Origin of the sequence: Pseudoflavonifractor phocaeensis, assembly GCF_038439875.1 — a bacterium.
Taxonomy (GTDB): domain Bacteria; phylum Bacillota; class Clostridia; order Oscillospirales; family Oscillospiraceae; genus Vermiculatibacterium.
The window spans coordinates 409477-430601 of sequence record NZ_JBCDMT010000004.1 but is presented as its reverse complement, the minus strand read 5'-3'; the positions used below and the strand labels follow the sequence as shown (position 1 = coordinate 430601).

Annotated in this window: 24 protein-coding genes; 15 read left to right on the top strand and 9 right to left on the bottom strand. The window is 63.3% G+C overall.

What is annotated here, in order from left to right; all coding sequences use genetic code 11:
- Positions 1 to 107 precede the first annotated feature (107 nt).
- From AAEU42_RS09400 to AAEU42_RS09385, 4 genes are all read left to right on the top strand, one after another.
- Complete coding sequence (locus AAEU42_RS09400; protein ID WP_342233281.1) at positions 108 to 761, top strand: response regulator transcription factor; 654 nt, start codon at positions 108 to 110, stop codon at positions 759 to 761.
- 1 nt (position 762) lies between these two features.
- A complete protein-coding gene (locus tag AAEU42_RS09395; RefSeq protein WP_342233280.1) occupies positions 763 to 2163 on the top strand; it encodes a sensor histidine kinase in 1401 nt (466 codons plus the stop codon).
- Positions 2160 to 2861: a hypothetical protein gene (locus tag AAEU42_RS09390; protein ID WP_342233279.1), complete on the top strand. Its 702-nt coding sequence runs from the start codon at positions 2160 to 2162 to the stop codon at positions 2859 to 2861. Before AAEU42_RS09395 ends, AAEU42_RS09390 begins: the two co-directional genes overlap by 4 nt.
- Positions 2862 to 3037: 176 nt before the next feature.
- A complete protein-coding gene (locus AAEU42_RS09385) occupies positions 3038 to 3748 on the top strand; it encodes a M15 family metallopeptidase (RefSeq protein WP_342233278.1) in 711 nt (236 codons plus the stop codon).
- Positions 3749 to 3756: 8 nt separating this feature from the next.
- Here AAEU42_RS09385 and pepT read toward each other — a convergent pair whose 3' ends face one another.
- Positions 3757 to 4977 (bottom strand): peptidase T, encoded by a 1221-nt coding sequence (gene pepT / locus AAEU42_RS09380; RefSeq protein ID WP_342233277.1) that lies wholly within the window; start codon positions 4975 to 4977, stop codon positions 3757 to 3759.
- Positions 4978 to 5093: 116 nt separating this feature from the next.
- Between pepT and AAEU42_RS09375 the strand changes: the two genes are divergently transcribed.
- The gene (locus AAEU42_RS09375) at positions 5094 to 6029 is read left to right on the top strand and encodes an alpha/beta hydrolase (protein WP_342233276.1); all 936 of its coding nucleotides are present in this window, start codon (positions 5094 to 5096) and stop codon (positions 6027 to 6029) included.
- Positions 6030 to 6083: 54 nt separating this feature from the next.
- Here AAEU42_RS09375 and AAEU42_RS09370 read toward each other — a convergent pair whose 3' ends face one another.
- The 5 genes from AAEU42_RS09370 to pheS all read right to left on the bottom strand — a co-directional run bounded on the left by AAEU42_RS09370 (position 6084) and on the right by pheS (position 10918).
- Positions 6084 to 6236, bottom strand: a complete 153-nt coding sequence (locus AAEU42_RS09370; RefSeq protein ID WP_342233275.1) for a hypothetical protein — start codon at positions 6234 to 6236, stop codon at positions 6084 to 6086.
- A 56-nt stretch (positions 6237 to 6292) separates the two neighbouring features.
- A complete protein-coding gene (locus AAEU42_RS09365; protein ID WP_342233274.1) occupies positions 6293 to 7048 on the bottom strand; it encodes a TraX family protein in 756 nt (251 codons plus the stop codon).
- Between the two features lie 64 nt (positions 7049 to 7112).
- A complete protein-coding gene (locus AAEU42_RS09360) occupies positions 7113 to 7364 on the bottom strand; it encodes an IreB family regulatory phosphoprotein (protein ID WP_342233273.1) in 252 nt (83 codons plus the stop codon).
- 107 nt (positions 7365 to 7471) lie between these two features.
- Positions 7472 to 9874, bottom strand: coding sequence for a phenylalanine--tRNA ligase subunit beta (gene pheT / locus AAEU42_RS09355; protein ID WP_342233272.1), 2403 nt, complete (start codon positions 9872 to 9874; stop codon positions 7472 to 7474).
- A gap of 18 nt (positions 9875 to 9892) precedes the next feature.
- Positions 9893 to 10918 (bottom strand): phenylalanine--tRNA ligase subunit alpha, encoded by a 1026-nt coding sequence (pheS, locus tag AAEU42_RS09350; RefSeq protein WP_342233271.1) that lies wholly within the window; start codon positions 10916 to 10918, stop codon positions 9893 to 9895.
- A gap of 503 nt (positions 10919 to 11421) precedes the next feature.
- On the opposite strand from pheS, the gene AAEU42_RS09345 reads away from it, so the two are divergent.
- The 6 genes from AAEU42_RS09345 (at position 11422) to AAEU42_RS09320 (ending at position 16172) form a co-directional block, all read left to right on the top strand.
- Complete coding sequence (locus AAEU42_RS09345) at positions 11422 to 11619, top strand: hypothetical protein (protein WP_342233270.1); 198 nt, start codon at positions 11422 to 11424, stop codon at positions 11617 to 11619.
- A gap of 106 nt (positions 11620 to 11725) precedes the next feature.
- The gene (locus tag AAEU42_RS09340; RefSeq protein WP_342233269.1) at positions 11726 to 13252 is read left to right on the top strand and encodes an NAD(P)H-hydrate dehydratase; all 1527 of its coding nucleotides are present in this window, start codon (positions 11726 to 11728) and stop codon (positions 13250 to 13252) included.
- A 12-nt stretch (positions 13253 to 13264) separates the two neighbouring features.
- Positions 13265 to 13873 (top strand): hypothetical protein, encoded by a 609-nt coding sequence (locus tag AAEU42_RS09335; protein WP_342233268.1) that lies wholly within the window; start codon positions 13265 to 13267, stop codon positions 13871 to 13873.
- A gap of 26 nt (positions 13874 to 13899) precedes the next feature.
- Positions 13900 to 15048, top strand: a complete 1149-nt coding sequence (gene alr / locus AAEU42_RS09330) for an alanine racemase (RefSeq protein ID WP_342233267.1) — start codon at positions 13900 to 13902, stop codon at positions 15046 to 15048.
- A gap of 195 nt (positions 15049 to 15243) precedes the next feature.
- Positions 15244 to 15609 carry a type II toxin-antitoxin system PemK/MazF family toxin gene (locus tag AAEU42_RS09325; protein ID WP_342233266.1) on the top strand — a complete coding sequence of 122 codons (366 nt, stop codon included), beginning with the start codon at positions 15244 to 15246 and terminating at the stop codon, positions 15607 to 15609.
- An 80-nt stretch (positions 15610 to 15689) separates the two neighbouring features.
- Positions 15690 to 16172: a hypothetical protein gene (locus tag AAEU42_RS09320; protein ID WP_342233265.1), complete on the top strand. Its 483-nt coding sequence runs from the start codon at positions 15690 to 15692 to the stop codon at positions 16170 to 16172.
- Between the two features lie 57 nt (positions 16173 to 16229).
- Here AAEU42_RS09320 and trhA read toward each other — a convergent pair whose 3' ends face one another.
- Positions 16230 to 16958: a PAQR family membrane homeostasis protein TrhA gene (gene trhA, locus AAEU42_RS09315; RefSeq protein WP_342233264.1), complete on the bottom strand. Its 729-nt coding sequence runs from the start codon at positions 16956 to 16958 to the stop codon at positions 16230 to 16232.
- A 167-nt stretch (positions 16959 to 17125) separates the two neighbouring features.
- On the opposite strand from trhA, the gene AAEU42_RS09310 reads away from it, so the two are divergent.
- Positions 17126 to 17674: a ferritin-like domain-containing protein gene (locus AAEU42_RS09310; protein WP_342233263.1), complete on the top strand. Its 549-nt coding sequence runs from the start codon at positions 17126 to 17128 to the stop codon at positions 17672 to 17674.
- Here the strand turns inward: AAEU42_RS09310 and spoVAE are convergent.
- On the bottom strand, positions 17671 to 18039 hold the full coding sequence (spoVAE, locus tag AAEU42_RS09305) for a stage V sporulation protein AE (protein WP_342233262.1): 369 nt from the start codon (positions 18037 to 18039) through the stop codon (positions 17671 to 17673). The genes AAEU42_RS09310 and spoVAE overlap by 4 nt on opposite strands.
- Before the next feature lie 15 nt (positions 18040 to 18054).
- Positions 18055 to 19068, bottom strand: coding sequence for a stage V sporulation protein AD (gene spoVAD, locus AAEU42_RS09300; RefSeq protein ID WP_342233261.1), 1014 nt, complete (start codon positions 19066 to 19068; stop codon positions 18055 to 18057).
- A gap of 173 nt (positions 19069 to 19241) precedes the next feature.
- On the opposite strand from spoVAD, the gene AAEU42_RS09295 reads away from it, so the two are divergent.
- Genes AAEU42_RS09295 through AAEU42_RS09285 form a run of 3 tightly spaced genes read left to right on the top strand, consistent with a single transcriptional unit; the run spans position 19242 to position 21096 of the window.
- Positions 19242 to 19733 carry a GNAT family N-acetyltransferase gene (locus AAEU42_RS09295; protein ID WP_342233260.1) on the top strand — a complete coding sequence of 164 codons (492 nt, stop codon included), beginning with the start codon at positions 19242 to 19244 and terminating at the stop codon, positions 19731 to 19733.
- On the top strand, positions 19730 to 20347 hold the full coding sequence (locus AAEU42_RS09290) for a hypothetical protein (RefSeq protein ID WP_342233259.1): 618 nt from the start codon (positions 19730 to 19732) through the stop codon (positions 20345 to 20347). Before AAEU42_RS09295 ends, AAEU42_RS09290 begins: the two co-directional genes overlap by 4 nt.
- Complete coding sequence (locus tag AAEU42_RS09285; RefSeq protein WP_342233258.1) at positions 20347 to 21096, top strand: acyl-[acyl-carrier-protein] thioesterase; 750 nt, start codon at positions 20347 to 20349, stop codon at positions 21094 to 21096. Before AAEU42_RS09290 ends, AAEU42_RS09285 begins: the two co-directional genes overlap by 1 nt.
- Positions 21097 to 21125 lie beyond the last annotated feature (29 nt).

The window sequence follows — 21125 nt, the reverse complement described above, 5'->3', positions numbered from 1 at the left end:
TGGGGCCGCTTGCTATTTCCCGCCGATTCCTCTAAAATAAACCTGTTCCTTTGCCGTTTTGATGCCAAAGGGATGTAATCTGACGGAGAGAAAGGGAGGGCACCGCTTTGATTCGGATTTTGATCGTGGAGGATGAGAGGCCAATCTCCAATTTGCTCCGTCTCAGTCTGACCAAGGAGGGCTATGCCTGTACCTGTGCCTATGACGGCGAGGCGGCCGCCGACGAGCTGGAGAGAGGCCGGTATAACCTGATTTTGCTGGACGTGATGCTGCCGGAGATCGACGGCTTTGAGCTGATGGAATACATCCGCCCCATGGAGATACCTGTCATCTTCATCACGGCGAAAAACGCGGTGGCGGACCGGGTGAAGGGCCTTCGGGCAGGGGCGGAGGATTACATCGTCAAGCCCTTTGAAATCGTGGAGCTCCTGGCCCGGGTGGACGTGGTGCTGCGCCGCTATCACAAAAACGAGGCCATTTTGCGGGTGGGAGAACTGGAAATCGACACCTACGCCATGCGGGTGAGCCGGGGCGGGGAGCCCGTGGAGCTGACTCCCAAGGAATATGACCTCCTGCTCCTCTTTGCCCAAAACCCCCGGCGGGCCCTCTACCGGGAGACCATCTATGAGCGGGTCTGGGGGGAGGAGTACCAGTACGGCAGCAAGACGGTGGACCTCCATGTCCAGCGTTTGAGAAAGAAAGTGGGCTGGGAGGACCGGCTGCGGGCGGTGAACAAGGTGGGATACCGCCTGGAGGTATGAGATGAAATTTCGATGGAAAATCACGCTGTGCATGGTGGGCCTGCTCTCCGTCCTCTTTGGGGCGGGGGGCAGCCTTTTGATTGGCCTATCGTTTCAGGATTCCCTGGAGCGGGAGCGCTCCGCGGCCTATAACGCATACCGGATGGTGCTGGGGACCCTGCAAATCGTGGACCGGGTGAACGGCCGGTCGGAGGACGCGGACCTCGCCCGCACCCTGGAACAGCTCTCCGGGCAGAACGCCGGGGCCTGGACGGCGCTGCGGCTTTACACGGCGTCCCAGCCCATCTATGAATACAATGCCTCCGGCCTTACCGGGACCGGCCAGCCCCCGGCCCCCGGCGGCTGTACCATTCGATACGAGCCCGCGTTCCGGGGCGGGCAGGCCTTGATCTTGTCCGGGGCGCTGGAGGCCGGCAGCGAGACGCTCTATCTGGACATGGCCCGGGATATTTCCTCCCTCTTTGAGGCGCGGAGGGTCCAGCAGAGAACCTATCAGTGGGTTTTCCTGCTGATGGCGGTATCCTGCGCCCTGCTCTCATACAGCGTGGCCCGGGTGCTCACCGCACCGCTGGTTCGGCTGTCGGAGGCGTCCCGCGCCATCGCCGGGGGGGAGCTGTCCAGCCGGGCCCGCATCCTTACCAAGGATGAGGTCGGGCTGGTGGCCCAGGATTTTAACGCGATGGCCCAGGCGTTGGAGGAAAAGATTGGTGAGCTGAAGGATGCGGCGGACCGCCAGGAGCGGTTCATGGGCAGCTTCGCCCACGAGGTCAAGACACCCATGACCTCCATCATCGGCTACGCCGACCTGCTCCGGGGGCAGACCTTGACAGCGGACGAGCAGACCGAGGCCGCCAACTACATCGTGGCCGAGGGGAAACGGCTGGAGACACTTTCAGGAAAGCTGCTGGACCTGCTCGTTGTGAAAAAAGGGAGCGCCGCCCTGGCGCCCATGGAGCCCGCAGCCCTTATCCAAGGGCTGGCGGCCCACCTGGGCCCGATTTATGCCAAGCAGGGGGTCGCCTTGACCTGCGCGTGTGAGGCTGGGGCCTGCCTCCTGGAGCCCGACCTTGTCAAGTCGCTGCTGGTCAACCTCTGGGACAACGCCCGCAAGGCAATGGAGGGGCAGGGGGGCAGGATCCATACCCAGGCGGTGATGCTCCCGGATGGCTGCCGAATCACGATAAGGGACAGCGGCCGGGGCATCCCGCCCCCAGCGCTGGAACACCTGACGGAGGCGTTTTACCGGGTGGATAAAGCCCGGGCCCGGGCGCAGGGGGGCGCCGGGCTGGGCTTGGCGCTGTGCGAGGAGATCGCCGCGGTCCACGGCGGAAGTTTGCGCTTTGAGAGCGTTCTGGGAGAGGGGACCACGGTCATTGTGGAGCTGAGAGGAGGCGCGGTATGAGGCGGTTTGTGAAATGGCTTCCCGTCCTCTGCACGGCCGTCCTTTTGGGAACCGGCTTTTTTATGCCCCGCCTGGCCGCTCTGGCCCTGGACAGGAGGCTGGAGCAGGAGGTCGTCCAACGGGAAAATTCCGCCGTGTCCCTGACGCTGAACCGGGAGGGGGATTTTTTTGAGACCTTAGAGCTGTTCGCCGTCAGTAATACCCAGGTGGAGCTGTCCGAGGGGGAGTACAGGAAGCGGGCGGAGGTGGAGGACACCGCCGTTTGGATCATGTGGGAGCTGACGGCGGGCAGAAAGGTCTATGAAGTCCCGGAAGTGACGCCGGTATTGATGACAAACAAGGACGTCGGCGGGTCCGGCGTTTTTTGGCGCTGTGTGTGGAGCGATTCCAAGGGCATGGACGAGGTGCTGTGGCTGGATGACCAGAGTGGAAAGCTGGTGGCCCTTCAGGGGCGGCTGGGCCCCTCCGTGACGGAGAAAAAAACCTATATGGCCACGGTAGAGCCCGTCTTTCAGGAGGCGGCCGTAAATTTGGCGGACTTTCTTCGTCTGCACTACCCGGCGGAAAACGTAAGGCTGTCGCTGGGGGCGGAGGACGGCGACTACACCGTGGCTTTGCTTCGGGAGACGGACGGCGGGGAGGTGGTCCACAGCCTCCCCCTGCGTCTGCGGGGTGAGTGGCTCTATTTCAACCTTTGAGGGCGTTTTGATGCCGCCCGGTTGCCGGAAAGAGGGAACACCCTCCTATTCTGTTGATAACGACAGAATAGGAGGGTGTTTGCATGTGCAAAAGCGATGGACGAGCCAGGGGGCGAACCCGCCGAAGAAGGCGCGCCCGGCGGCGGAATGGACTTTTTCTGGCGGGAGCGCTGGCGATGGGGCTTCTGCTCATGGGCGCGGGGCGGGCCCTTGAGACGCTTGCCATAGTACCCGATGAGACAATGGCCCAGCCGTCGGCAGTCACGCAGGCCCCATCAGCCGAGTTTCCGCCGCCGGTCGAAAAAAAGGATACTGCCGCCGGGGACTGGCGGCTGACGCTGGTCAATCCCTGGAACCCGCTCCCCGACGGCTATGAAGTGCCGCTGACACAGCTCAAAAACGGGTCCTATGTGGATGAACGCTGCTACCCAGACCTCCAGGCCATGATGGACGCCTGCCGGGCGGAGGGCCTGTCGCCCGTCATCTGCTCCGCTTACCGCTCCCGGGAGAAGCAGGAGGCGCTGTACGCCAACCAGCTGGACAAGCAGCTGGCTCTGGGGCTGTCGGAGGCCGACGCCAGAGCGGAGGCCGGAAAGGTGGTGGCCGTGCCCGGCACCAGCGAGCATCAGCTGGGGCTGGCGGTGGACCTGGTGGACCTGGACAACCAAAACTTGAACGAGAGCCAGGAGAAAACCGCCGTTCAAAAATGGCTCCTGGAGAACAGTTGGAAATACGGCTTCATCCTCCGCTACCCCAACGACAAGCGGAAACTCACCGGCATCATCTACGAGCCGTGGCACTACCGCTACGTGGGAAAGGACGCGGCCCGGGAAATCTATGAGACGGGGGTCTGCCTGGAGGAGTATTTGAAGGGGAGGGATGGCTGACGCTTTTGTTACCGCTCCTCGGCCTGGACCAGGTGGAGGAGCACCTCCACCATCTTCTCCAGGGATTCCACGGGGATATACTCCTGCCGGCCGTGGAAGTTGAGCCCGCCGGTGGACAGGTTGGGGCAGGGGAGCCCCTCATAGGACAGCCGCGCGCCGTCGGTGCCCCCCCGGATGGCCACCTCCCGGGGTTCCACCCCCGCCTTGCGGAAGGCGGCCTTGGCCCGGTGGATGAGGTACATATGGGGCTCGATCTGGGCCTTCATGTTGTAGTACTGGTCCCGGAGGGCCAGCTCCACCGTGCCCGCGCCGTATTTGTCGTTGAGATAGGCGGCGATGCGCTCCACGGCGGCCTTCCGGGCCTCAAATTTCTCCCTGCTGTGGTCCCGGATGATGTACTCCAGCACGGCGGTGGTCTCGTCCCCCGCCATATGCTCCAGGTGGTAGAAGCCCTCGTAGCCCTCGGTGTGGGCGGGGATCTCCGCCGGGGGGAGCATGGCGTTGAACTCCATGGCTATGAGAAGGGCGTTTTTCATCCGGTTTTTGGCGGAGCCGGGGTGGATGTTGAGGCCGTGGACGGTGACGGTGGCCGCCGCGGCGTTGAAGTTCTCGTACTCGATTTCCCCCAGCTCGCCGCCGTCCACCGTGTAGGCCACGGCGGCGCCGAAGCCGGCGATGTCGAACTTGTCGGCTCCCCGGCCCACCTCCTCGTCGGGGGTGATGCCCACGGCGATGCGTCCGTGCTTGAGCTCGGGGTGGGCGGCCAGATATTCCATGGCGGAGAAGATCTCGGCCACCCCCGCCTTGTCGTCGGCCCCCAAGAGGGTGGAGCCGTCGGTGACGATAAGCTGCTTGCCCACATAGTGGGACAAGGCCTCGTCCTCCTCGGGGCGGATGCGGATGTCCTTTTCGGCATCCAGCACCACGTCGCCGCCCTGGTAGTCCACGATCCGGGGCTTCACGTTGGTGCCGGAGAAGGCAGGGGCGGTGTCCATGTGGGCGATAAGGCCCAGGCAGGGGACCCCCTCACAGCCCGGCGTGGCGGGGAGCCAGCCGTAGACATAGCCGTCCGGGTCCATGTGGGCGTTCTGAAGGCCCATTTGGGCCAGCTCGGAGGCCAGCTCGGCCCCCAGGATCATCTGCTTGGCGGTGGAGGGGCAGGTGTCGGAGGTCTCGCTGGATTGGGTGTCGAAGGAGACATACTTCAAAAAGCGCTCGACGACGTTCATAGGATCCATCCCTTCTCAGGGCCGGGGCGACACCCGGCCCGCTTTGTCTATTGACGGCAAAGCCCTTTGCCGCTAAACTGATGGTAAGATTATAGCATAGATGGAGGAAGAATTCCATGGGAAAACAAAGGGACTTCACCTTCCCCTCCGCCGACGGGGTCCACGCTGTCCATGCCGTGGTCTGGCCCGCCGACGGGGAGGCCCGGGCGGTGGTGCAGATCGTCCACGGCATCTCCGAGTACGTGGAGCGCTACGCCCCCTTTGCCGCCTATCTGAACGCCCACGGCTATACCGTGGTGGGCCACGACCACCTGGGCCATGGCCGGACCGCCGCCGGGGCCGGGGAATACGGCCGGTTCCCGGACAAGGACGGCTGGCGCACCGTGAACCGGGACGTCCGGGCCCTGCGGGTGTGGGCGGGGGAGGAGTGGCCCGGCCTGCCCTACTTCCTCCTGGGCCACTCCATGGGCTCTTTCCAGGCCCGGACCTACCTCATCGACTACCCCGGCACGGTGGACGGCTGCATCCTCTCGGGCACCGGGCAGGAGACTCCCGGCCTGGTGGCCTTTGGGAAGGGCATCTCCGGCCTTCTCTGCTCCCTTCAGGGGCCGGGCCACGTGAGCAAATTGATCACCGCCCTCTCCCTGGGGGCCTATAATGGGAAATTCAAGCCCAACCGCACCTCGGCGGACTGGATCAGCCGGGACACCGCCGTGGTGGACGCCTATGTGGCCGACCCGCTGTGCCGCTTTGTCCCCACCGCGGGGATGTTCCACGCCATGATGGAGGGGCTTCAATACATCGGGGACCCGAAAAACCTGGCCCGGATGGACAAGACCACCCCTGTGGCCCTCTTCTCCGGAGACGACGATCCGGTGGGCGGACAGGGGAAGGGCGTGGAGAAGGTATACCGCCTCTTCCAGGCGGCGGGCTGTACCGATGTGTCCATGAAGCTCTACCCCGGCGCCCGGCATGAGATCTTGAACGAGGTGAACCGGCAGGAGGTCTACGCCGACATGCTCACCTGGCTGGAAGCCCGGCTGGTGGGATGAACCAAAAGAGAGGCGGCACAGCCCTGGGCTGTGCCGCCTCTCTTCAAATGGCGCTTACTGCTTCTCGCCCTCGGCGATGATCCGTTCCAGGCAGGACATCAGATCGTTCATCGTCTCCAGTTGAACATCCATGCTGAGGACGGCCTGCTGGAGTTCCGGGGGCATGGAGTCAAATTTCGCGCGGATGGAAGGAGCTACGGATGACATATCGACTTCACCTCACAGCGGAGTATACCCGCCGGAAGGTGGAAATATACGCCAGGTCACCGCAGGGGAAGGGACAGCAGATAGAGGGCCAGGATGTGGAGGGGATAGAACCAATAGAAAAACCACTTGTGACCGCTGCCCCGGGTCCCGTTGTACCGCCGTAGCAGCAACATGGAGAGACAGGCGGCTAGGGCGTAGAGGGCCATAATGGGAAGGTCCGCCCGCAGAGACCGGGACACCACATCCCAGAAGTGGGGGGTATAGACCCCGGCGGGGAGCCGGGCCAGCAGGCTGGGAAGCGGAGTCCAAATCAGATAATTGACGGCGCTCCAAAGCCCCAGGAGGATGAATTTATGCTTCCGGTCCTCATCCAGAAGGTAGAGCCCGGCCACCAGCAGGACCCCTAAAAAGCCGTAGTCGGCCCCCAAAAGCTCCCCCAGGATCATGGCGCCCAGCAGGGGGAGCAGGGCGGTGGGGAGGGGCAGGCTCTCCCGGAGCTTCTCAAAAAGAGCCATGGCCCCCAGAGCCAGGAAAAAGGTGAACAGGACCGGGCAGATCACTCCGCCGTTCCAGAAGGCCAGCAGATAAGGCCCCTCGCTGATGAGGGCGAAGAGCCCCAGGCGGGCGAGATATTTTTTCCGGTCCCTGGTCTTGCGGAACCCCTCGGCGGCCAGCCAGGCGAAGATGGGAAAGGCCAGCCGCCCCGCCAGACGAAAGAGGACATAGAGCGTACCGTATGGGAGGAGCAGAACAGCGGCATGGTCCAGCAGCATGAAAAAAGCCGCCCAGTATTTCAGCTTTGTCCCATCCATTTTCACACCTGCCTTCAAAAAAGGCGCGCTCCCATGGAGCGCGCCTTTTTCACCAGAATCACTCTCACTCGGAGAGATATTGCTTCACCAGCTCTTGGAGCAGCTCGTCCCGGTCCAGCTTGCGGATCAGGGCGCGGGCGTTGTTGTAGTTGGTGATATAGGTCGGATCCTCCGAGAGGATGTATCCCACGATCTGGTTGATGGGGTCATAGCCCTTTTGCTTGAGGGAGTCGTAGACAGAGGTCAGAATGGCCTTGATCTCCTGATCCTTCTCATAGCAAATATTAAATTTCCTGGTAAAGTCCAAATCGTCCATATGGGTCACACCTCCCGTTGATTACTGTTCAAATTGTACTCGAAAAACACGCCGCTGTAAAGGGAAAACGGGGAAAATTTATGAAAGCTTCATTTTATCGAAACATCTTACCGAAGGGTGGCGCCCAGTTCCGTTTCCAAAGCGGTCAAAATGCTCTTTACATCCTCGTCCGCCTCTTCCGCCGTCAGGCTGCGTTCGTCGGAGCGGAGGATGAGATTGAAGGCGACGCTCTTCTTGCCCTCGGGCACGCCCTTGCCCCGGTAGATGTCGAAGAAGGCGGCCTCCTTGAGAAGGCCCTTGGCCCCCCTGCGGATGCAGGCTTCCAGATCGCCCACAGTCACCGCCTCGCCGCACACCACGGCGATGTCCCGGGTAACGGCAGGGAACTTGGGCAGGGGGGTGTAGGTGGGATCGGGGCCCTGGACAGCCTCCAAAGCCTCCATGGACAGCTCAGCGCAGTAGAGCTCGGTGTCCACGCCGTAGTTTTGGGCCACCAGGGGATGGATCTGGCCGAATACACCCACGGCGGTGTCCCCCGCCATGACCCTGGCGCAGCGGCCGGGGTGGTAGGAGGGGGTGTCGTTGACAGCTTCAAAGCGCACGCCCGAAGCCCGGACGCTGGAGAGCAGGGTTTCCACCATGCCCTTGAGGGCGAAAAAGTCCATGTCTCCGCCCAGGGCGCCCAGAGCCAGCATCTTTTTCTCCCGGGCCAGGCCCTCCTCGCCGCCGGGCAGATAGATCCGGCCCAGTTCGTAGAGCTTCACATCCTTGTTGCGGAAGTTGTAGTTCCGGGCCAGGATCTCCAGCATGGAGGGGAGGATGGTGGTGCGCATGATGGAGGTGTCCTCCCCCAGGGGATTCATGATCTTCATGGAGTCCCGGCGGGGGTCGTCGGCCTTCCAGTTGATCTTGTCATAGTAAGCGGGGGAGATGAAGGAGTAGGTGATGATCTCGTCGTATCCGGCGCCCCGGCACACCTGGCCCAGCTTCCGCTCCAGCTTTTGCTCGGGGGAGTAGCCGCCCTTGGTGGTGGTGCCCCGCATGAGGGTGACGGGGATCTTGTTGTACCCGTGGAACCGGGCCACCTCCTCGGCCAGGTCGGCCATGGCCTCCACGTCGCCCCGCCAGGAGGGGACGGTGACCTGATCTCCCTCCACCTGGAAGTCCAGCTTGGTTAGGATGGCTTTCATCTCGTCTTCGGATACATCGGTGCCCAGCAGGGCGTTGATCTTTTCAGGCTCCAGCTTCAAAACGGTGGGCTGGGGCACGTGGTTGAGGATGTCGATGACTCCGTCCACCACCTCGCCGGCGCCCAGCAGCTCCACTAGCTCGCAGGCCCGGCCCACGGCGGGGAGGGTGTTCATGGGGTCCAGACCCTTTTCAAATTTGGCGCTGGCCTCGGTCCGCATGCCCAGGGCCAGGGCGCCTTTGCGGATGCAGGTGCCGTCAAAGTTGGCCGACTCGAACACCACGTCCACCGTGTCGTCCACGATCTCGCTGTTCTCTCCGCCCATGATGCCCGCCAGGCCAACGGCCCTGTGCTCGTCGGCGATGACCAGCATGTTGGAGTTGAGCTTGCGGAGGCTGCCGTCCAGGGTGGTCAGCTCCTCGCCGTCCCTGGCCCGGCGGACGATGATCCTGCCGCCCTTCACATAGCGGTAATCAAAGGCGTGCATGGGCTGGCCGTACTCCAGCATGACGTAGTTGGTGATGTCAACGATATTGTTGATGGGCCGGACCCCCATGGCCCGCAGCCGTCTGCGCATCCAGAGGGGGGAGGGGGCGATCTTCACGTTGCGGACCATCCGGGCGGTGTAGCGGGGGCACAGCTCGGGATCGGGGGTCTCCACGTCCAGCAGCTCGGCCAGCTCACCGGGGCCGCCGCCCTTCACTACGGGGGCGTGGAGCTTCAGCTCCCCGCCGAAGGTGGCCGCGGCCTCCCGGGCCAGGCCGATGGCGGACAGGCAGTCGGGACGGTTGGGGGTGATCTCGAACTCCACCACGTGGTCGTCCAGGCCCAGGGGGGCGTGGATGTCGTCCCCCGGCTTCAGGCCCATGGCTTTCAGGTCGGGGTCGCTGTCCAGGATGAAAATGCCGTCCACCACGGACCAGGGCCAGTCGTGGTCGGTCATGTTCAGCTCCTTGTAGGAGCAGAGCATGCCGTTGGAGGGCTCCCCCCGGAGTTTGCCCTTGGTGATGTGGACGCCGCCGGGCAGGTAGGAGTTGTGCTTGGCCACGGGGACCAGGTCCCCCTCGTGGAGGTTTTGGGCGCCGGTGACGATCTGGATGGGCTCGGCCTCCCCCACGTCGATCTGGCAGATCCACATGTGGTCGGAATCGGGGTGGCGCACCAGGGACAGGACCCTGCCCACCACCACGTTCCGGATCTCCTCACCGGGGACCTGGGTGAGCTCCACCTTGGAGCCGGACAGGGTCATCGCCTCGGCAAATTCCTTGTCGGAGGCGTCCACTTTTACAAATTCGTTGAGCCATTCACGGGAAAGATTCATTTCGTGTGGCCTCCTTTCTTAAAACTGTTCCAGGAACCGGACGTCATTTTCAAAAATGAGCCGCAGGTCGTCGATCTTGAACCGGCGCATGGCGGTGCGCTCCAGGCCGATGCCAAAGGCCCAGCCGGAGTATACCTCGGGGTCGATGCCGGCCATCTTCAGCACCTTGGGATGGACCATGCCCGCACCCAGCAGCTCGATCCAGCCCTCGCCCTTGCAGGTGGGGCAGCCCACGCCGCCGCACTTGTGGCACTGCACGTCCATCTCGCAGGAGGGCTCGGTGAAGGGGAAGTGGTGGGGGCGGAACCGGGTGACAGTCTGCTCGCCGTAGAGTTGCTTGACCACGGTATTCAAGGTGCCCTTCAAATCGGCCATGGTGACCCCCTTGTCGATGACCATGCCCTCCACCTGGTGGAACATGGGGGAGTGGGTGGCATCCACCTCGTCCTTGCGGTACACCCGGCCGGGGGCGATGATGCGGATGGGAAGGGGCATGGTCTCCATGGCCCGCACCTGCATGGGAGAGGTCTGGGAGCGGAGCATCACCCGGCTGTCGGCGTCGAAATAGAAGGTGTCCGACCAGTCCCGGGAGGGGTGGCCCTCCTCGGCATTGAGCTTGTCGAAGTTGTAGACCGCCAGCTCCACCTCGGGCCCGTCCAGCACGGTAAAGCCCATGCCCACGAAGATGTCCTTGATCTCGTCCAGAGCCACGTTCATGGGATGCTGATGTCCCTGGGGCACGGCCTTGCCGGGGATGGTGACGTCTACCGCCTCCAGCTTCAGCCGGGCCTCCAGCGCGGCCCCCTCCAGCTTCCGGGCCTGGGTCTCCAAAGCCTGCTCCAGGGCGGCGCGGACGTCGTTTGCCAGCTGGCCGATGACGGGCCGCTCCTCCGCGGACAACCCGCCCATCTGCTTGAGGACGGCGGTGAGCTCTCCCTTTTTGCCCAGGTACTTGATCCGCAGGGCGTCAAGCTCCTGGGCGGCGCCGGTCTGTTCCAGCGCTTCCAGGGCCTCCCGGCGGATGCGTTCCAGTGTTTCCTTCATGGCTATGATTCTCCTTTGCGGCATTTTTGATAAAAAGCAAGTGGGGCGGGGCGGAGGCTGCTTTTTGGCTGCGGGGATCCCGTTTCTATCGCGGAGCAATAAAAAAGCCCTTCCTCCCGAAAGATCGGGACGAAAGGCAAACCTTCCGCGGTACCACCCGCGTTCGCACGGCCAGCGTGCGCGCTTATACAGGACTAACGGCCTGCCGCCGTCCGCGTCTCCGCGGCCGCTCCCGGGCGAACCAAGCGCTTCCTTGCCATAGGCCCCTCTCAGCCGGTGGGCGGCCCTCTCTGACTGGCGGTACGGCGCTATTTTCCCGTTCACAGCGTTTACACAAGGACTTTTATATCACAAACAGAAGAAAAAAGCAAGTGTTGATTCCCGCTCCCTTTTTTCGGTGACGTCTGTGGTCAGGCTCCCGGCATTCCCAACTGGATCTGTTGCGGAGCGGCCTCCCACCGTGATACAATTACCCCGGCAAAACAGAGCCGGGGGAGGAAAAGATGGAACTATCGAAGGAAGAGCTGATGGAAGCCAAAAGACAGATCGATTCCACGCTGCACAAATTGAGGGAGACCGTCAAAACCCTGGAATCGAAGGGGGACCCGGCGCGGTACAGGTCCCAGATCACGTTGGCCCAAAGAAGGATCAAAGCCTTTGAGATCGCCAATCATCTGATTGAAAAAGAACTGGCGCGCTGAGGGGGCTGGACCGGCAACTTCAAATTGACGCGGGAGGGCAAAGGGCCTATAATGTAGGCCGTGAGCGTTCGTGAACGCTGTCGAATGGAAAGGGGACGTCTGGATCATGCGTATCGCCACTGCCGAGCGGATGAGAGAACTGGACCGTGAGGCCATAGAGGGGGAGGGCATCGCGTCCCTGACTCTGATGGAGAATGCCGCCGCCGCCCTGGCTGACCGGGCCATGGTGTATTTACATAAGCAGAACGTCCCCCGGGCCGTGGTATTCTGCGGCACGGGGAACAACGGCGGGGACGGCGCGGCCGCAGCCCGGCTTCTGAAAGAGGCGGGTGTGGAGGTCCGGGCCGTACTGGTGGGGGACCGGGACAATATGACCGGGGACTGCCGGGCCATGGAGGCCAGGCTGGCCCAGGCCGGAGTCCGGCTGGAGCCCTTTTCCGACGCCGACCCCGACTTCGCCGCCTGGGCCCTCCGGGCGGGGGTCTTTCTCGACGCCCTCTTCGGCATCGGTCTGAGACGGGCGGTGGAGGGGGACTGCGCCACCGCCGTCCACATGATGAATTCCTCCGGCATCCCGGTGATCTCCGCCGATATCCCCAGCGGGGTGGAAGCTGACACCGGCCGGATCCTTGGAGTGGCCGTGGAGGCCGCCGAGACCGTCACCTTTACCTATCCCAAAGTGGGCCACTTCGTGGGCCAGGGGCAGATCTGCACCGGGGAACTCACCGTGGCCGACATCGGCATCCCGGAAAAGCTGACCCAGGTCTTGGAGTGGGATCTCTGGTCGGTATCGCCGGAGGAGCTGGAGCTGCCCCACCGGGCCAGAGACGCCCACAAGGGGAGCTTCGGCCGGGTCTGCATCCTGGGGGGCAGCGTGGGCTACACCGGGGCCCCTGTCCTCTCCGCCATGGCGGCGGTCCGCTCCGGGGCGGGCCTGGTCTCTTTGGAGGTGCCGGCCCCCATCTGGCCGGTGGTGGCGGGAAAGCTGGAGGTGGCCATGCCCCGGCCCCTCCCGGCGGGAAAGGACGGGGCCCTCTCCTTGGACTCCTGTGAGGCGGCCCTCAACCGTGTCAATTCCAGTGACGTGGCTCTCATCGGCCCCGGCCTGGGCCGGAACAACTCCACCGCCGCCGTGGTCCGGCACATCCTGGCCCACACCGAGCGGCCCCTGGTGCTGGACGCCGACGGCATAAACGCCCTGGAGGGGCATATAGATGTGTTGGACGCCCGCCGGGGATTCGCCACCGTGCTCACCCCCCACGATGGGGAGTTTGCCCGGCTGGGCGGGGACCTGTCCTCCGGGGACCGGCTGGGGGTGGCCCGGGCCTTTGCCGCGGAGCACGGCTGTGTTCTGGTCCTCAAGGGCCACCGGACCATCACCGCCTTCCCCGACGGCAACGCCTATGTCAACACCACGGGCAACCCGGGCATGGCCAAGGGGGGGAGCGGGGACATCCTGGCCGGGATGATCGTCTCCCTCATGGCCCAGGGCCTCACCATCCGCCAGGCGGTGCCCGCGGCGGTGTGCCTTCACGGCCAGGCGGGGGACCTGGCGGCGGAGGAGTTCGGCGAGTACAGTATGAGCCCCACCGACCTGATCCATAAGATCCCCCTGACGACAAAACATTTTTAAGGAGTGGTCAGCGTGCGCAAACGCCTTTGCGCACTGATGATGACCCTCGTCCTCCCCCTATCCGCCTGCGGCGGAGCCACCGGGGAGAGCGGGGCGGAGACAATGGCCCTGGACGTGCGGGCCAAATATTTGGAGATGACGGCCTGCGCCGGGCATATGGAGCTCACCGCGGACTACGGCCAGCGGGTCTACACCTACGGGGTGGACGTGACCTGGGCCCGGGAGGGGGAGACGTTGCTCACCCTTACGTCGCCGGAGAGCGTGGCGGGCCTCACCGCCCATATTTCCCAGGGGGAGACCGCCCTGGAATATGACGGGGTGATGGTGGAGACCGGGGAGCTGAACGCCGACGGCCTCACCCCCGTGGACGCGGTGCCCGCTCTGCTGGCCTATGCCCAGGAGGGTTTTATGGCCGAGTGCGTGCTGGAGGACTGGGACGGGGAGGAGCGGCTCCACGTCACCTGCCGAGACCCGGAGAAGGACCCCGGCCAGGGCACGGAGGCCCAGCTCTGGTTCCAGCCGGACACCGCCGCCCTGGTCCGGGGGGAGATCAGCTCGGACGGCTTCACCGTCATCGCCTGCGAGGTGTCCGGCTTCACCATGTCGGGACCGGCGGCGTAAGGCCGTTTCCCGGCGGGAGAAATCAAATGGAAAGCGTGATGGGGATGAATACGGAAGAGCGCCGCGTCTGGGCGGAGATCGACCTGAAAAATCTGGAGCACAACTATTTCACCCTGCGGGCCATGCTGCCCGCGGGGTGCAGGTTCGTGGGCGTGGTGAAGGCCGACGCCTACGGGCATGGTGCCGCCCCCGTGGCACTGCGCCTGGAGAAGCTGGGGGCGGAGTACCTGGCGGTGGCCAGCCTGGATGAGGCCATCGAACTGCGTGAGGCCGGGGTCAAGGCCCCCATCCTCATCCTGGGCTATACCGACCCGGCCTGGGCGGGAGAGCTGATGGGCTACCATCTGACCCAGACCGTGTTCGATGTGGAGACGGCCCAAGCCCTCTCCCACGCGGCGGGGAAGCTGGGCAAGACCATCACTGTCCACATGAAGGCGGACACCGGCATGTCCCGGCTGGGCTTCCTCTGCGATGAGGGACACATGGAAGAGACCTTCGATACCATGGCGGCCCTTCACGCCCTGCCCGGCCTTGTTTGGGAGGGGATTTTCACCCACTTTGCCGACGCCGACCGGAACGAGGAGTACACCATGCTCCAGTTTACACGGTTTCTGGACCTGCTGGACAAGCTGAAGGCCCGGGGCGTGGAATTTCCCATCCGCCATTGCGCCGCCAGCGCCGCCGTGTTAAACTATCCCTGTACCTATCTGGACATGGTCCGGCCCGGCGTGGCCCTGTACGGGCATTACCCCGACCCCGCCTGCGAGGGCCTGGACGGTCCGGGCCTGCTGCCGGTGATGACCTTGAAGGCCCGGGTGGTCTCCGTAAAGACGGTGCCCGCCGGGACGCCGGTGAGCTACGGATGCACCCATGTGCTGGAGCGGGAGACCCGCCTGGCCGCCCTGGCTATCGGCTACGGCGACGGCCTGCCCCGCCGCTGTTCCGACGCGCTGGAGGTCTTTCTCCAGGGGGAGAAGGCACCGGTGGTGGGCCGGATCTGCATGGACATGTGCATGGTGGACGCCACCCATCTGCCCCAGGTCCGCCCAGGGGACGAGGCCGAGATCTATGGCCCCCACGTCCCTGTGGAGGATGCCGCCCGGCTGGCCGGGACCATCCAGTACGAACTGCTGTGCGACGTGAACAAACGGGTCCCCAGGATCTATCTGTATTGACACCAAAGGAAGGCTCTCTGCGTAAAATGGGCCGGGGAGGATAGCGCCGGACAGACGGCGGGCTTTTCCGTCTTTGTGAGAATCATCCAGACGGAAGTATAAATCCCGCCGTCCCGTGGGAAAATCATAGTGACCGCCGGATCGGGCACCTCGCCCCGTTCCCCGGAAACTTTGAACCGCGGAGAGTGAGCCTTTGTGGACAGCATCGTCAGACGTGGAGACATTTATTACGCCGATCTGAGCCCGGTGGTGGGCAGTGAACAGGGGGGCGTGAGGCCGGTCCTCATTATCCAGAACGACACCGGCAACCGCCACAGCCCCACCGTCATCGCCGCCGCCATCACCTCCCAGACCGGGAAAGCCCGTCTGCCGACCCACATCGAACTCTCGGCCAACACCTATGGCCTGCCCAAAGATTCCGTGGTGCTGCTAGAGCAGATCAGGACCTTGGACAAAAAGCGGCTGAGAGAGTATATGGGCCGGCTGGATGAGGAGCAGATGCAAAAGGTAGACGGGGCCATCGCAGTCAGCTTCGGCCTGCGTCCCAGACAGTTGGTTTGAACGTGGCTTGGGGAAGGGCCGTGGGAGCCCGCGCGCCCCGACCCCAGCCGCCTGAAACAGTGATACATAGGAGGAAAACAATGAAGCGGAACAAATGGACGAGCCGTCTGGCCTGTGTCCTTCTGGTGACCGGCACCATCGCCGGGGTGGCCCTGGCCGCCGGGACCCAGGGCAGCCAATCCGATCCCCTGGTGACCCTGAGCTATCTCAACGACACCGCCGTGCCCGAAATTATGAAGCAGGTGGACAAAAAACTGGACACCCGGGAGGCGGAGCTGACCAAAAAGCTCCAGGAGGCCGCAGGGGGCGGGCAGACCTCCTTTGCCGCGGTGGATGTCTCCGAGGGGAAGACGCTGACCCTCTCCGCCGGGACCCAGTTTCTGCTCCGCTCCGGCACCGCCTCCAGTACCGCCGCTCTGGTGGATCTGACCGGGGGGGAGACTTTGGCCGGAACCGGCGCCCTCACCGTTAATCATCTCTACATGGCCACCGCCGACGCGCAGGCCGTCACGGTATCCTCCTCCGCCACCTTCCTCATCCAGGGCAGCTATACCCAGGGCTGAGGGTGATCCAAAGCAAAAAAGGGACAGCCTTTTCGGCTGTCCCTTTCTGTTTGCCCGTTACACGAAGGCGATCACTTGGTACATCAGGAGGAAGTGGCAGATGCTCCCCGCCAGGATGAACAGATGGAAGATCTCGTGGCAGCCGAACCTGGGATTGTCCCGGCCGGGCCATTTGACGGCGTAAAGGACGCCTCCCACGGTGTACACCACGCCGCCCAGCACCAGCCAGAACATCCCCGCCGCCGGCATGGTGCGGGACAGGGGATAGAGGGCAAAGACGGCCAGCCAGCCCATGATAAGATAGACCCCGGAGGTGAGCCAGCGGGGGGAGTTGATCCACAGCAGGGACAGAGAGCAGGCCGCCACGGCCATGGCCCAGATGACGCCGAAGATGGCCCAGCCCCAGGCCCCCTCGGTCCGCAGCACGGTGAGGCAGATGGGGGTGTAGCTCCCGGCGATGAGAAGGCTGATGGAGCAGTGGTCGTATTTTCGAAGGGCGATGCGCCCGGCCACTTTGGTATTTAAGCAGTGGTAGAGGGTGCTGGCGGTATAGAGGCCGATCATGGAAAGTCCATAGATGGCGAAGGAGACCACGTGCCACATGTCCAGCTCCAGGCGCACCGCCCGTACCAGCAGCAGAACGGTGCCGATGACCGCCAGCACGGCGCCCACGCCGTGGGTGATGGCCGACCAGGGCCGCAGGCCGTCATAGGGGTTGCGGCCCTGCTCTCCCTTAGGCTTAGCCTTCCGGCCGGGCCGGTCAAATCCTTCGTAACTGTACGCCATTGATTCCATATACCGCTCACCTGATCTTTCCTTTGATGGGCTTAGTATAACTGAAATGGAAAAAATAATCAATAGAAACTCGTAATATAATTTTTAAAATTATATTAACATGGGACAAAGGGCACCGGGCATAGCTTAGAAAAGAATCGGAAGCGAGGAGGGTGAACATGGAAGAGGTGCCCTGTGAAGTCCGTTATACAGCCCAGGCCCCTTACCCCGAGGTACGCGCGGAGGGAAGGAACCGGCGCTATGGCCTGGCGATCTTGTCCAACGTGGGGGGCGGTGTGTCGGAAATGAGCGCGGTGGGGCTCTATCTCTACGGTCAGTTTACCACAGCGGGACGGCAGGAGGTGGCCGAGTGCTTTCATCACATCTCCGTTGTGGAGATGCGCCACCTGGCCATCTTTTCCGAACTGGCCCGTCAGCTGGGGGAGGACCCCCGGCTGTGGAGCCCCTTTCAGGGACGGCTGCGGTACTGGACGCCGGAATATCTGCGCTACCCCAGGCGTCTGGACCAGTCCCTCCAGTACGCCATCGAGGAGGAGCGGACCAGCATTCGAAAATATGAGCAGCAGGCCCGCTGGATTTCGGACGGGAACGTGGCGGCCAACCTGCTTCGGATCGCGGAGGACGAGCGGGTCCACCTCCAGCTCCTCACCAGCCTCTACGAAAGCTATTGCGGCGGACAGGAGGCGTCAGGCGGTCCCCGGCGTTAAGACTTGGACTTGGGCTTGAAGATGAGGGCCACCAGATAGCCGAAGAAGATGGCCGCCGTGATGCCGGCTGCCGCCGCCGTGACCCCGCCGGAGAGGGCGCCCAGAAGCCCGTGCTCCGCCACGGCCTTCCGCACCCCCTTGGCCAGCAGGTAGCCGAAGCCGGTGAGGGGCACGGTGGCCCCGGCGCCGCCGAATTCCACCACGTATTTGTAGAGGCCCAGCCCGCCCAGCACCACGCCGGAGACAACGTAGGTCACCAGGATGCGGGCGGGGGTGAGGGTGGTCTTGTCGATGAGGATCTGTCCGACCAGGCACAGCACCCCGCCGCACAGAAACGCTCTGGCGTATTCCCAAAAGATGTCCATATCCGACCGTCCTTTCTATTTGCTGGTAGAGATGGCCACGGCGTGGCAGATGGAGGGGATGCTCTCGCCCTGCTGGGTGGAGGTGGGGGAGAGGAGGGCTCCGGTGGGGCAGAAGAGGATGTTCTTCCACCGCCCGGCCCGCATGCCGTTGAGCAGGTAGCCCGTCAGCACACTGGCGGAACAGCCGCAGCCGGAGCCGCCGCAGTGGACGTCCTGCTTTTTGAGGTCGAAGATCATGGTGCCGCAGTCGTCATAGTTGGCCAGTTCCATGCCGTCCTTGTGGAAGAAATCGCGGATGATATCCTTTCCCAGCGCGCCCAGGTCGCCTGTGACGATGAGGTCGTAGAAGGAGGGCTTGCGGCCCGTGTCCTGGAGGTGGGCGGTGAGGGTGGCATAGGCCGCGGGAGCCATGGCCGCCCCCATGTTGTTGGCGTCCTTGATGCCCTTGTCCACCACTTTTCCCGTGGTCACGTGGGTGATATAGGGCCCGGGGCCGTCTTTGGCCAGGATAACGGCGCCAGCGCCGGTCACCGTCCATTGGGCGGTGGGTGTCCGCTGTCCGCCGTACTCCAGGGGGGTGCGGTACTGCCGTTCGGCGGTACAGAAATGGGAGGAGGTCACCACCCCGGTGAACTGGGCGAAGCCTCCGTCGATGAGCATGGCGGCCAGGGACAACCCCTCCCCCATGGTAGAGCAGGCCCCGTAGAGGCCGAAGAAGGGCACATCCTGGCCCCGTACGGCGAAGGAGGAGCCGATGCACTGGTTCAGAAGGTCCCCCGCGAAGAGGTAATCCAGGTTGGAGGCCGCCTGCCCCGCCTTGTCCAGGGCGGAGGCCAGGGCCATCTTCTGCATGGCGGTCTCGGATTTCTCCCAGCTCTTTTCCCCGAAGGTGTCGTCCTGCTCGATATGGTCGAAGCTGTCGGCCAGGGGGCCCTCCCCCTCTTTCTTGCCCACCACGTTGGCATGGCCGATGATGGACGGGGGAGAAGCCAGGGCCACGGTTTGACTGCCCAATTTTTTTGTCGGCATGGTATCACCTGTGCTTTCTGCAAAGTAGTGGGGTTAGTTTGAGCGAAAAGAGCGGAAAATAACCGCGGGGCCTCTGATTTTTCGTCGCCGCCGCCGTTTACACTTTGGGCGGGGTGTGTTAAACTAAATACAATGAAAATCCTGGTACAAAAGAGGGGATCCCTGTGATCAGAATGGCTGCGGCAGAAGACCTGGACAAGATTCTGGACGTGTACGCCGCCGCCCGGCGGTATATGGTCCAAAGCGGAAATCCGACCCAATGGGTGGACGGATATCCCCAGCGGGAACTCCTGGAAGAGGATATCCAGGCGGACCGGCTCTACGTCTTTGAGGAGGAAGGGGACATCCACGGGGTATTTGCCTTCATGATTGGGGACGATCCTACCTACACTGTCATCGAAGAAGGGGACTGGAAGAGCGGCGAGCCCTATGGGACCATCCACCGCCTGGCGGGGGACGGAAGCAGAAAGGGCCTTTTCCCCCGATGTCTGGACTTCTGCCGGGGACTCATCCCCAACATCCGGGCGGACACCCACAGCGACAACCACACCATGCAGCATCTTTTGGAGAAATACGGTTTTCAAAAGTGCGGCATCGTCCACGTCTGGGATGGAACCCCTCGCATCGCCTATCAGTATGCCGGAGAAAATGGTGAGACAAGATGACAGAAGAGCCAAAACGCACGATAGCATATCTCTGCCCCAAGTGCAGGCAGAGCGTAGTGGTGGACCGCACGGTTTTTCAACTGGCCGCCGCACCCAACCGGCTGCCCTGTCCCTGCGGGGGCTCCGCCCTTTTGGTGGAGATGGAGGCCAACCACGCCGATCTGACCGTCCCCTGTCTGTATTGCGGGCATGACCACCATATCCGCTGTTCCGCCGACGCCCTTCTCCACGAGAAGGCCCTGGCCTTTTCCTGTAAGGCGACTGGCCTTGACTGCTGTTACGTGGGAGAGGAAGGACCGGTCTTTCAGGCCCTCCGCCGCCTGGAGGAGGCCGCCGCCCAGCTGGGGGAAAAGCCGGAGGAGGGAGAGGGGACCTTCCTCAACGAGGCGGTGATGACGGAGATCCTGGGAGAGCTCAAGGACATCGCCCAGCGGGAGGGGATCTCCTGCGGCTGTGGCTCTCATAGGTATAAAGTGAAAGTACATTACAGTGCTGTGGAGCTCACCTGCGCCGACTGCGGCGCCAAGCTCCGTATCCCCGCCGCCACCGACGACGATCTGGAGGACTTGTGCTGTAAGTACACCCTTCTCATCGGCGGAAAGGAGGAGGCGTGATGGACGTTTTCTGCGAGGAGACCTACCGGGTGGACTCCCGGGATTTGGACCTGTTCGGACACTGCCGCCCCTCCGCCCTTCTGGGCTATCTTCAGGAGGCGGCCACTCAGGCGGCCTGCCGGCTTCACGTTTCCCGGGAGGAGACTATCGAGCGCTACCACGCCTTCTGGATGCTGGCCCGCATCCGCTATGACCTGCTCCGTCCCCTCCGCTGGGACGAGCCGGTGACGGTAAAGACCTGGCACCGGGGCGGCCGGGCGGCCATGATGTACCGGGAGTTCGACCTCACCGTGGGGGAGGAAAAGGTGGGCCAGGCATTGTCCGCCTGGGTGCTGGCCGACCTGGATACCCACAAGCTCTTCCATCTCTCCGAGGTCAGCGAGTTTGAGGGCACCACCGGCGGCTCCCTCTGCCGGAGCGATACCCTCCACAAGCTGAAAGTGCCGGCGGGGCTGGAGCTTATGGAGGAGCGGATCATGCGCTACTCCGACACCGATGTGAACGGCCATGTGAACAACGTGAAATACGCCGATTTTGCCTGTGACGCCCTGAAGCTGGAGCAGGCCGGAAAGGGCAGGTTCGTCTCCTCCCTCCAGCTGTGCTATCTGGCCGAATGTCTGGCCGGGGAGAGCATCGAGCTACGGGGCGGCCGGGAGGGCGACACCTGGTATGTGGCCGGGCGGGGGAGCGAGGGAAAAGAGCGCTTCGATGCCGCTTTGACTCTTGACAACCTACCCCAGGAAGGATAAAATAGATAAAATTTTCGGATAGAGAAAAG

What these genes read in the sequence shown, in the direction of transcription:
- AAEU42_RS09360 (WP_342233273.1), bottom strand. Translation starts at nt 7,364, where the DNA reads ATGGACGATTTGGACTTTACCAGGAAATTTAATATTTGCTATGAGAAG.
- AAEU42_RS09390 (WP_342233279.1), top strand. Translation starts at nt 2,160, where the DNA reads ATGAGGCGGTTTGTGAAATGGCTTCCCGTCCTCTGCACGGCCGTCCTT.
- AAEU42_RS09385 (WP_342233278.1), top strand. Translation starts at nt 3,038, where the DNA reads ATGGGGCTTCTGCTCATGGGCGCGGGGCGGGCCCTTGAGACGCTTGCC.
- AAEU42_RS09310 (WP_342233263.1), top strand. Translation starts at nt 17,126, where the DNA reads ATGGAAGAGGTGCCCTGTGAAGTCCGTTATACAGCCCAGGCCCCTTAC.
- AAEU42_RS09285 (WP_342233258.1), top strand. Translation starts at nt 20,347, where the DNA reads ATGGACGTTTTCTGCGAGGAGACCTACCGGGTGGACTCCCGGGATTTG.
- AAEU42_RS09370 (WP_342233275.1), bottom strand. Translation starts at nt 6,236, where the DNA reads ATGTCATCCGTAGCTCCTTCCATCCGCGCGAAATTTGACTCCATGCCC.
- pepT (WP_342233277.1), bottom strand. Translation starts at nt 4,977, where the DNA reads ATGAACGTCGTCGAGCGCTTTTTGAAGTATGTCTCCTTCGACACCCAA.
- AAEU42_RS09290 (WP_342233259.1), top strand. Translation starts at nt 19,730, where the DNA reads ATGACAGAAGAGCCAAAACGCACGATAGCATATCTCTGCCCCAAGTGC.
- AAEU42_RS09395 (WP_342233280.1), top strand. Translation starts at nt 763, where the DNA reads ATGAAATTTCGATGGAAAATCACGCTGTGCATGGTGGGCCTGCTCTCC.
- AAEU42_RS09340 (WP_342233269.1), top strand. Translation starts at nt 11,726, where the DNA reads ATGCGTATCGCCACTGCCGAGCGGATGAGAGAACTGGACCGTGAGGCC.
- spoVAE (WP_342233262.1), bottom strand. Translation starts at nt 18,039, where the DNA reads ATGGACATCTTTTGGGAATACGCCAGAGCGTTTCTGTGCGGCGGGGTG.
- alr (WP_342233267.1), top strand. Translation starts at nt 13,900, where the DNA reads ATGGAAAGCGTGATGGGGATGAATACGGAAGAGCGCCGCGTCTGGGCG.
- pheT (WP_342233272.1), bottom strand. Translation starts at nt 9,874, where the DNA reads ATGAATCTTTCCCGTGAATGGCTCAACGAATTTGTAAAAGTGGACGCC.
- spoVAD (WP_342233261.1), bottom strand. Translation starts at nt 19,068, where the DNA reads ATGCCGACAAAAAAATTGGGCAGTCAAACCGTGGCCCTGGCTTCTCCC.
- AAEU42_RS09375 (WP_342233276.1), top strand. Translation starts at nt 5,094, where the DNA reads ATGGGAAAACAAAGGGACTTCACCTTCCCCTCCGCCGACGGGGTCCAC.
- AAEU42_RS09365 (WP_342233274.1), bottom strand. Translation starts at nt 7,048, where the DNA reads ATGGATGGGACAAAGCTGAAATACTGGGCGGCTTTTTTCATGCTGCTG.
- trhA (WP_342233264.1), bottom strand. Translation starts at nt 16,958, where the DNA reads ATGGCGTACAGTTACGAAGGATTTGACCGGCCCGGCCGGAAGGCTAAG.
- AAEU42_RS09295 (WP_342233260.1), top strand. Translation starts at nt 19,242, where the DNA reads ATGGCTGCGGCAGAAGACCTGGACAAGATTCTGGACGTGTACGCCGCC.
- AAEU42_RS09320 (WP_342233265.1), top strand. Translation starts at nt 15,690, where the DNA reads ATGAAGCGGAACAAATGGACGAGCCGTCTGGCCTGTGTCCTTCTGGTG.
- pheS (WP_342233271.1), bottom strand. Translation starts at nt 10,918, where the DNA reads ATGAAGGAAACACTGGAACGCATCCGCCGGGAGGCCCTGGAAGCGCTG.
- AAEU42_RS09345 (WP_342233270.1), top strand. Translation starts at nt 11,422, where the DNA reads ATGGAACTATCGAAGGAAGAGCTGATGGAAGCCAAAAGACAGATCGAT.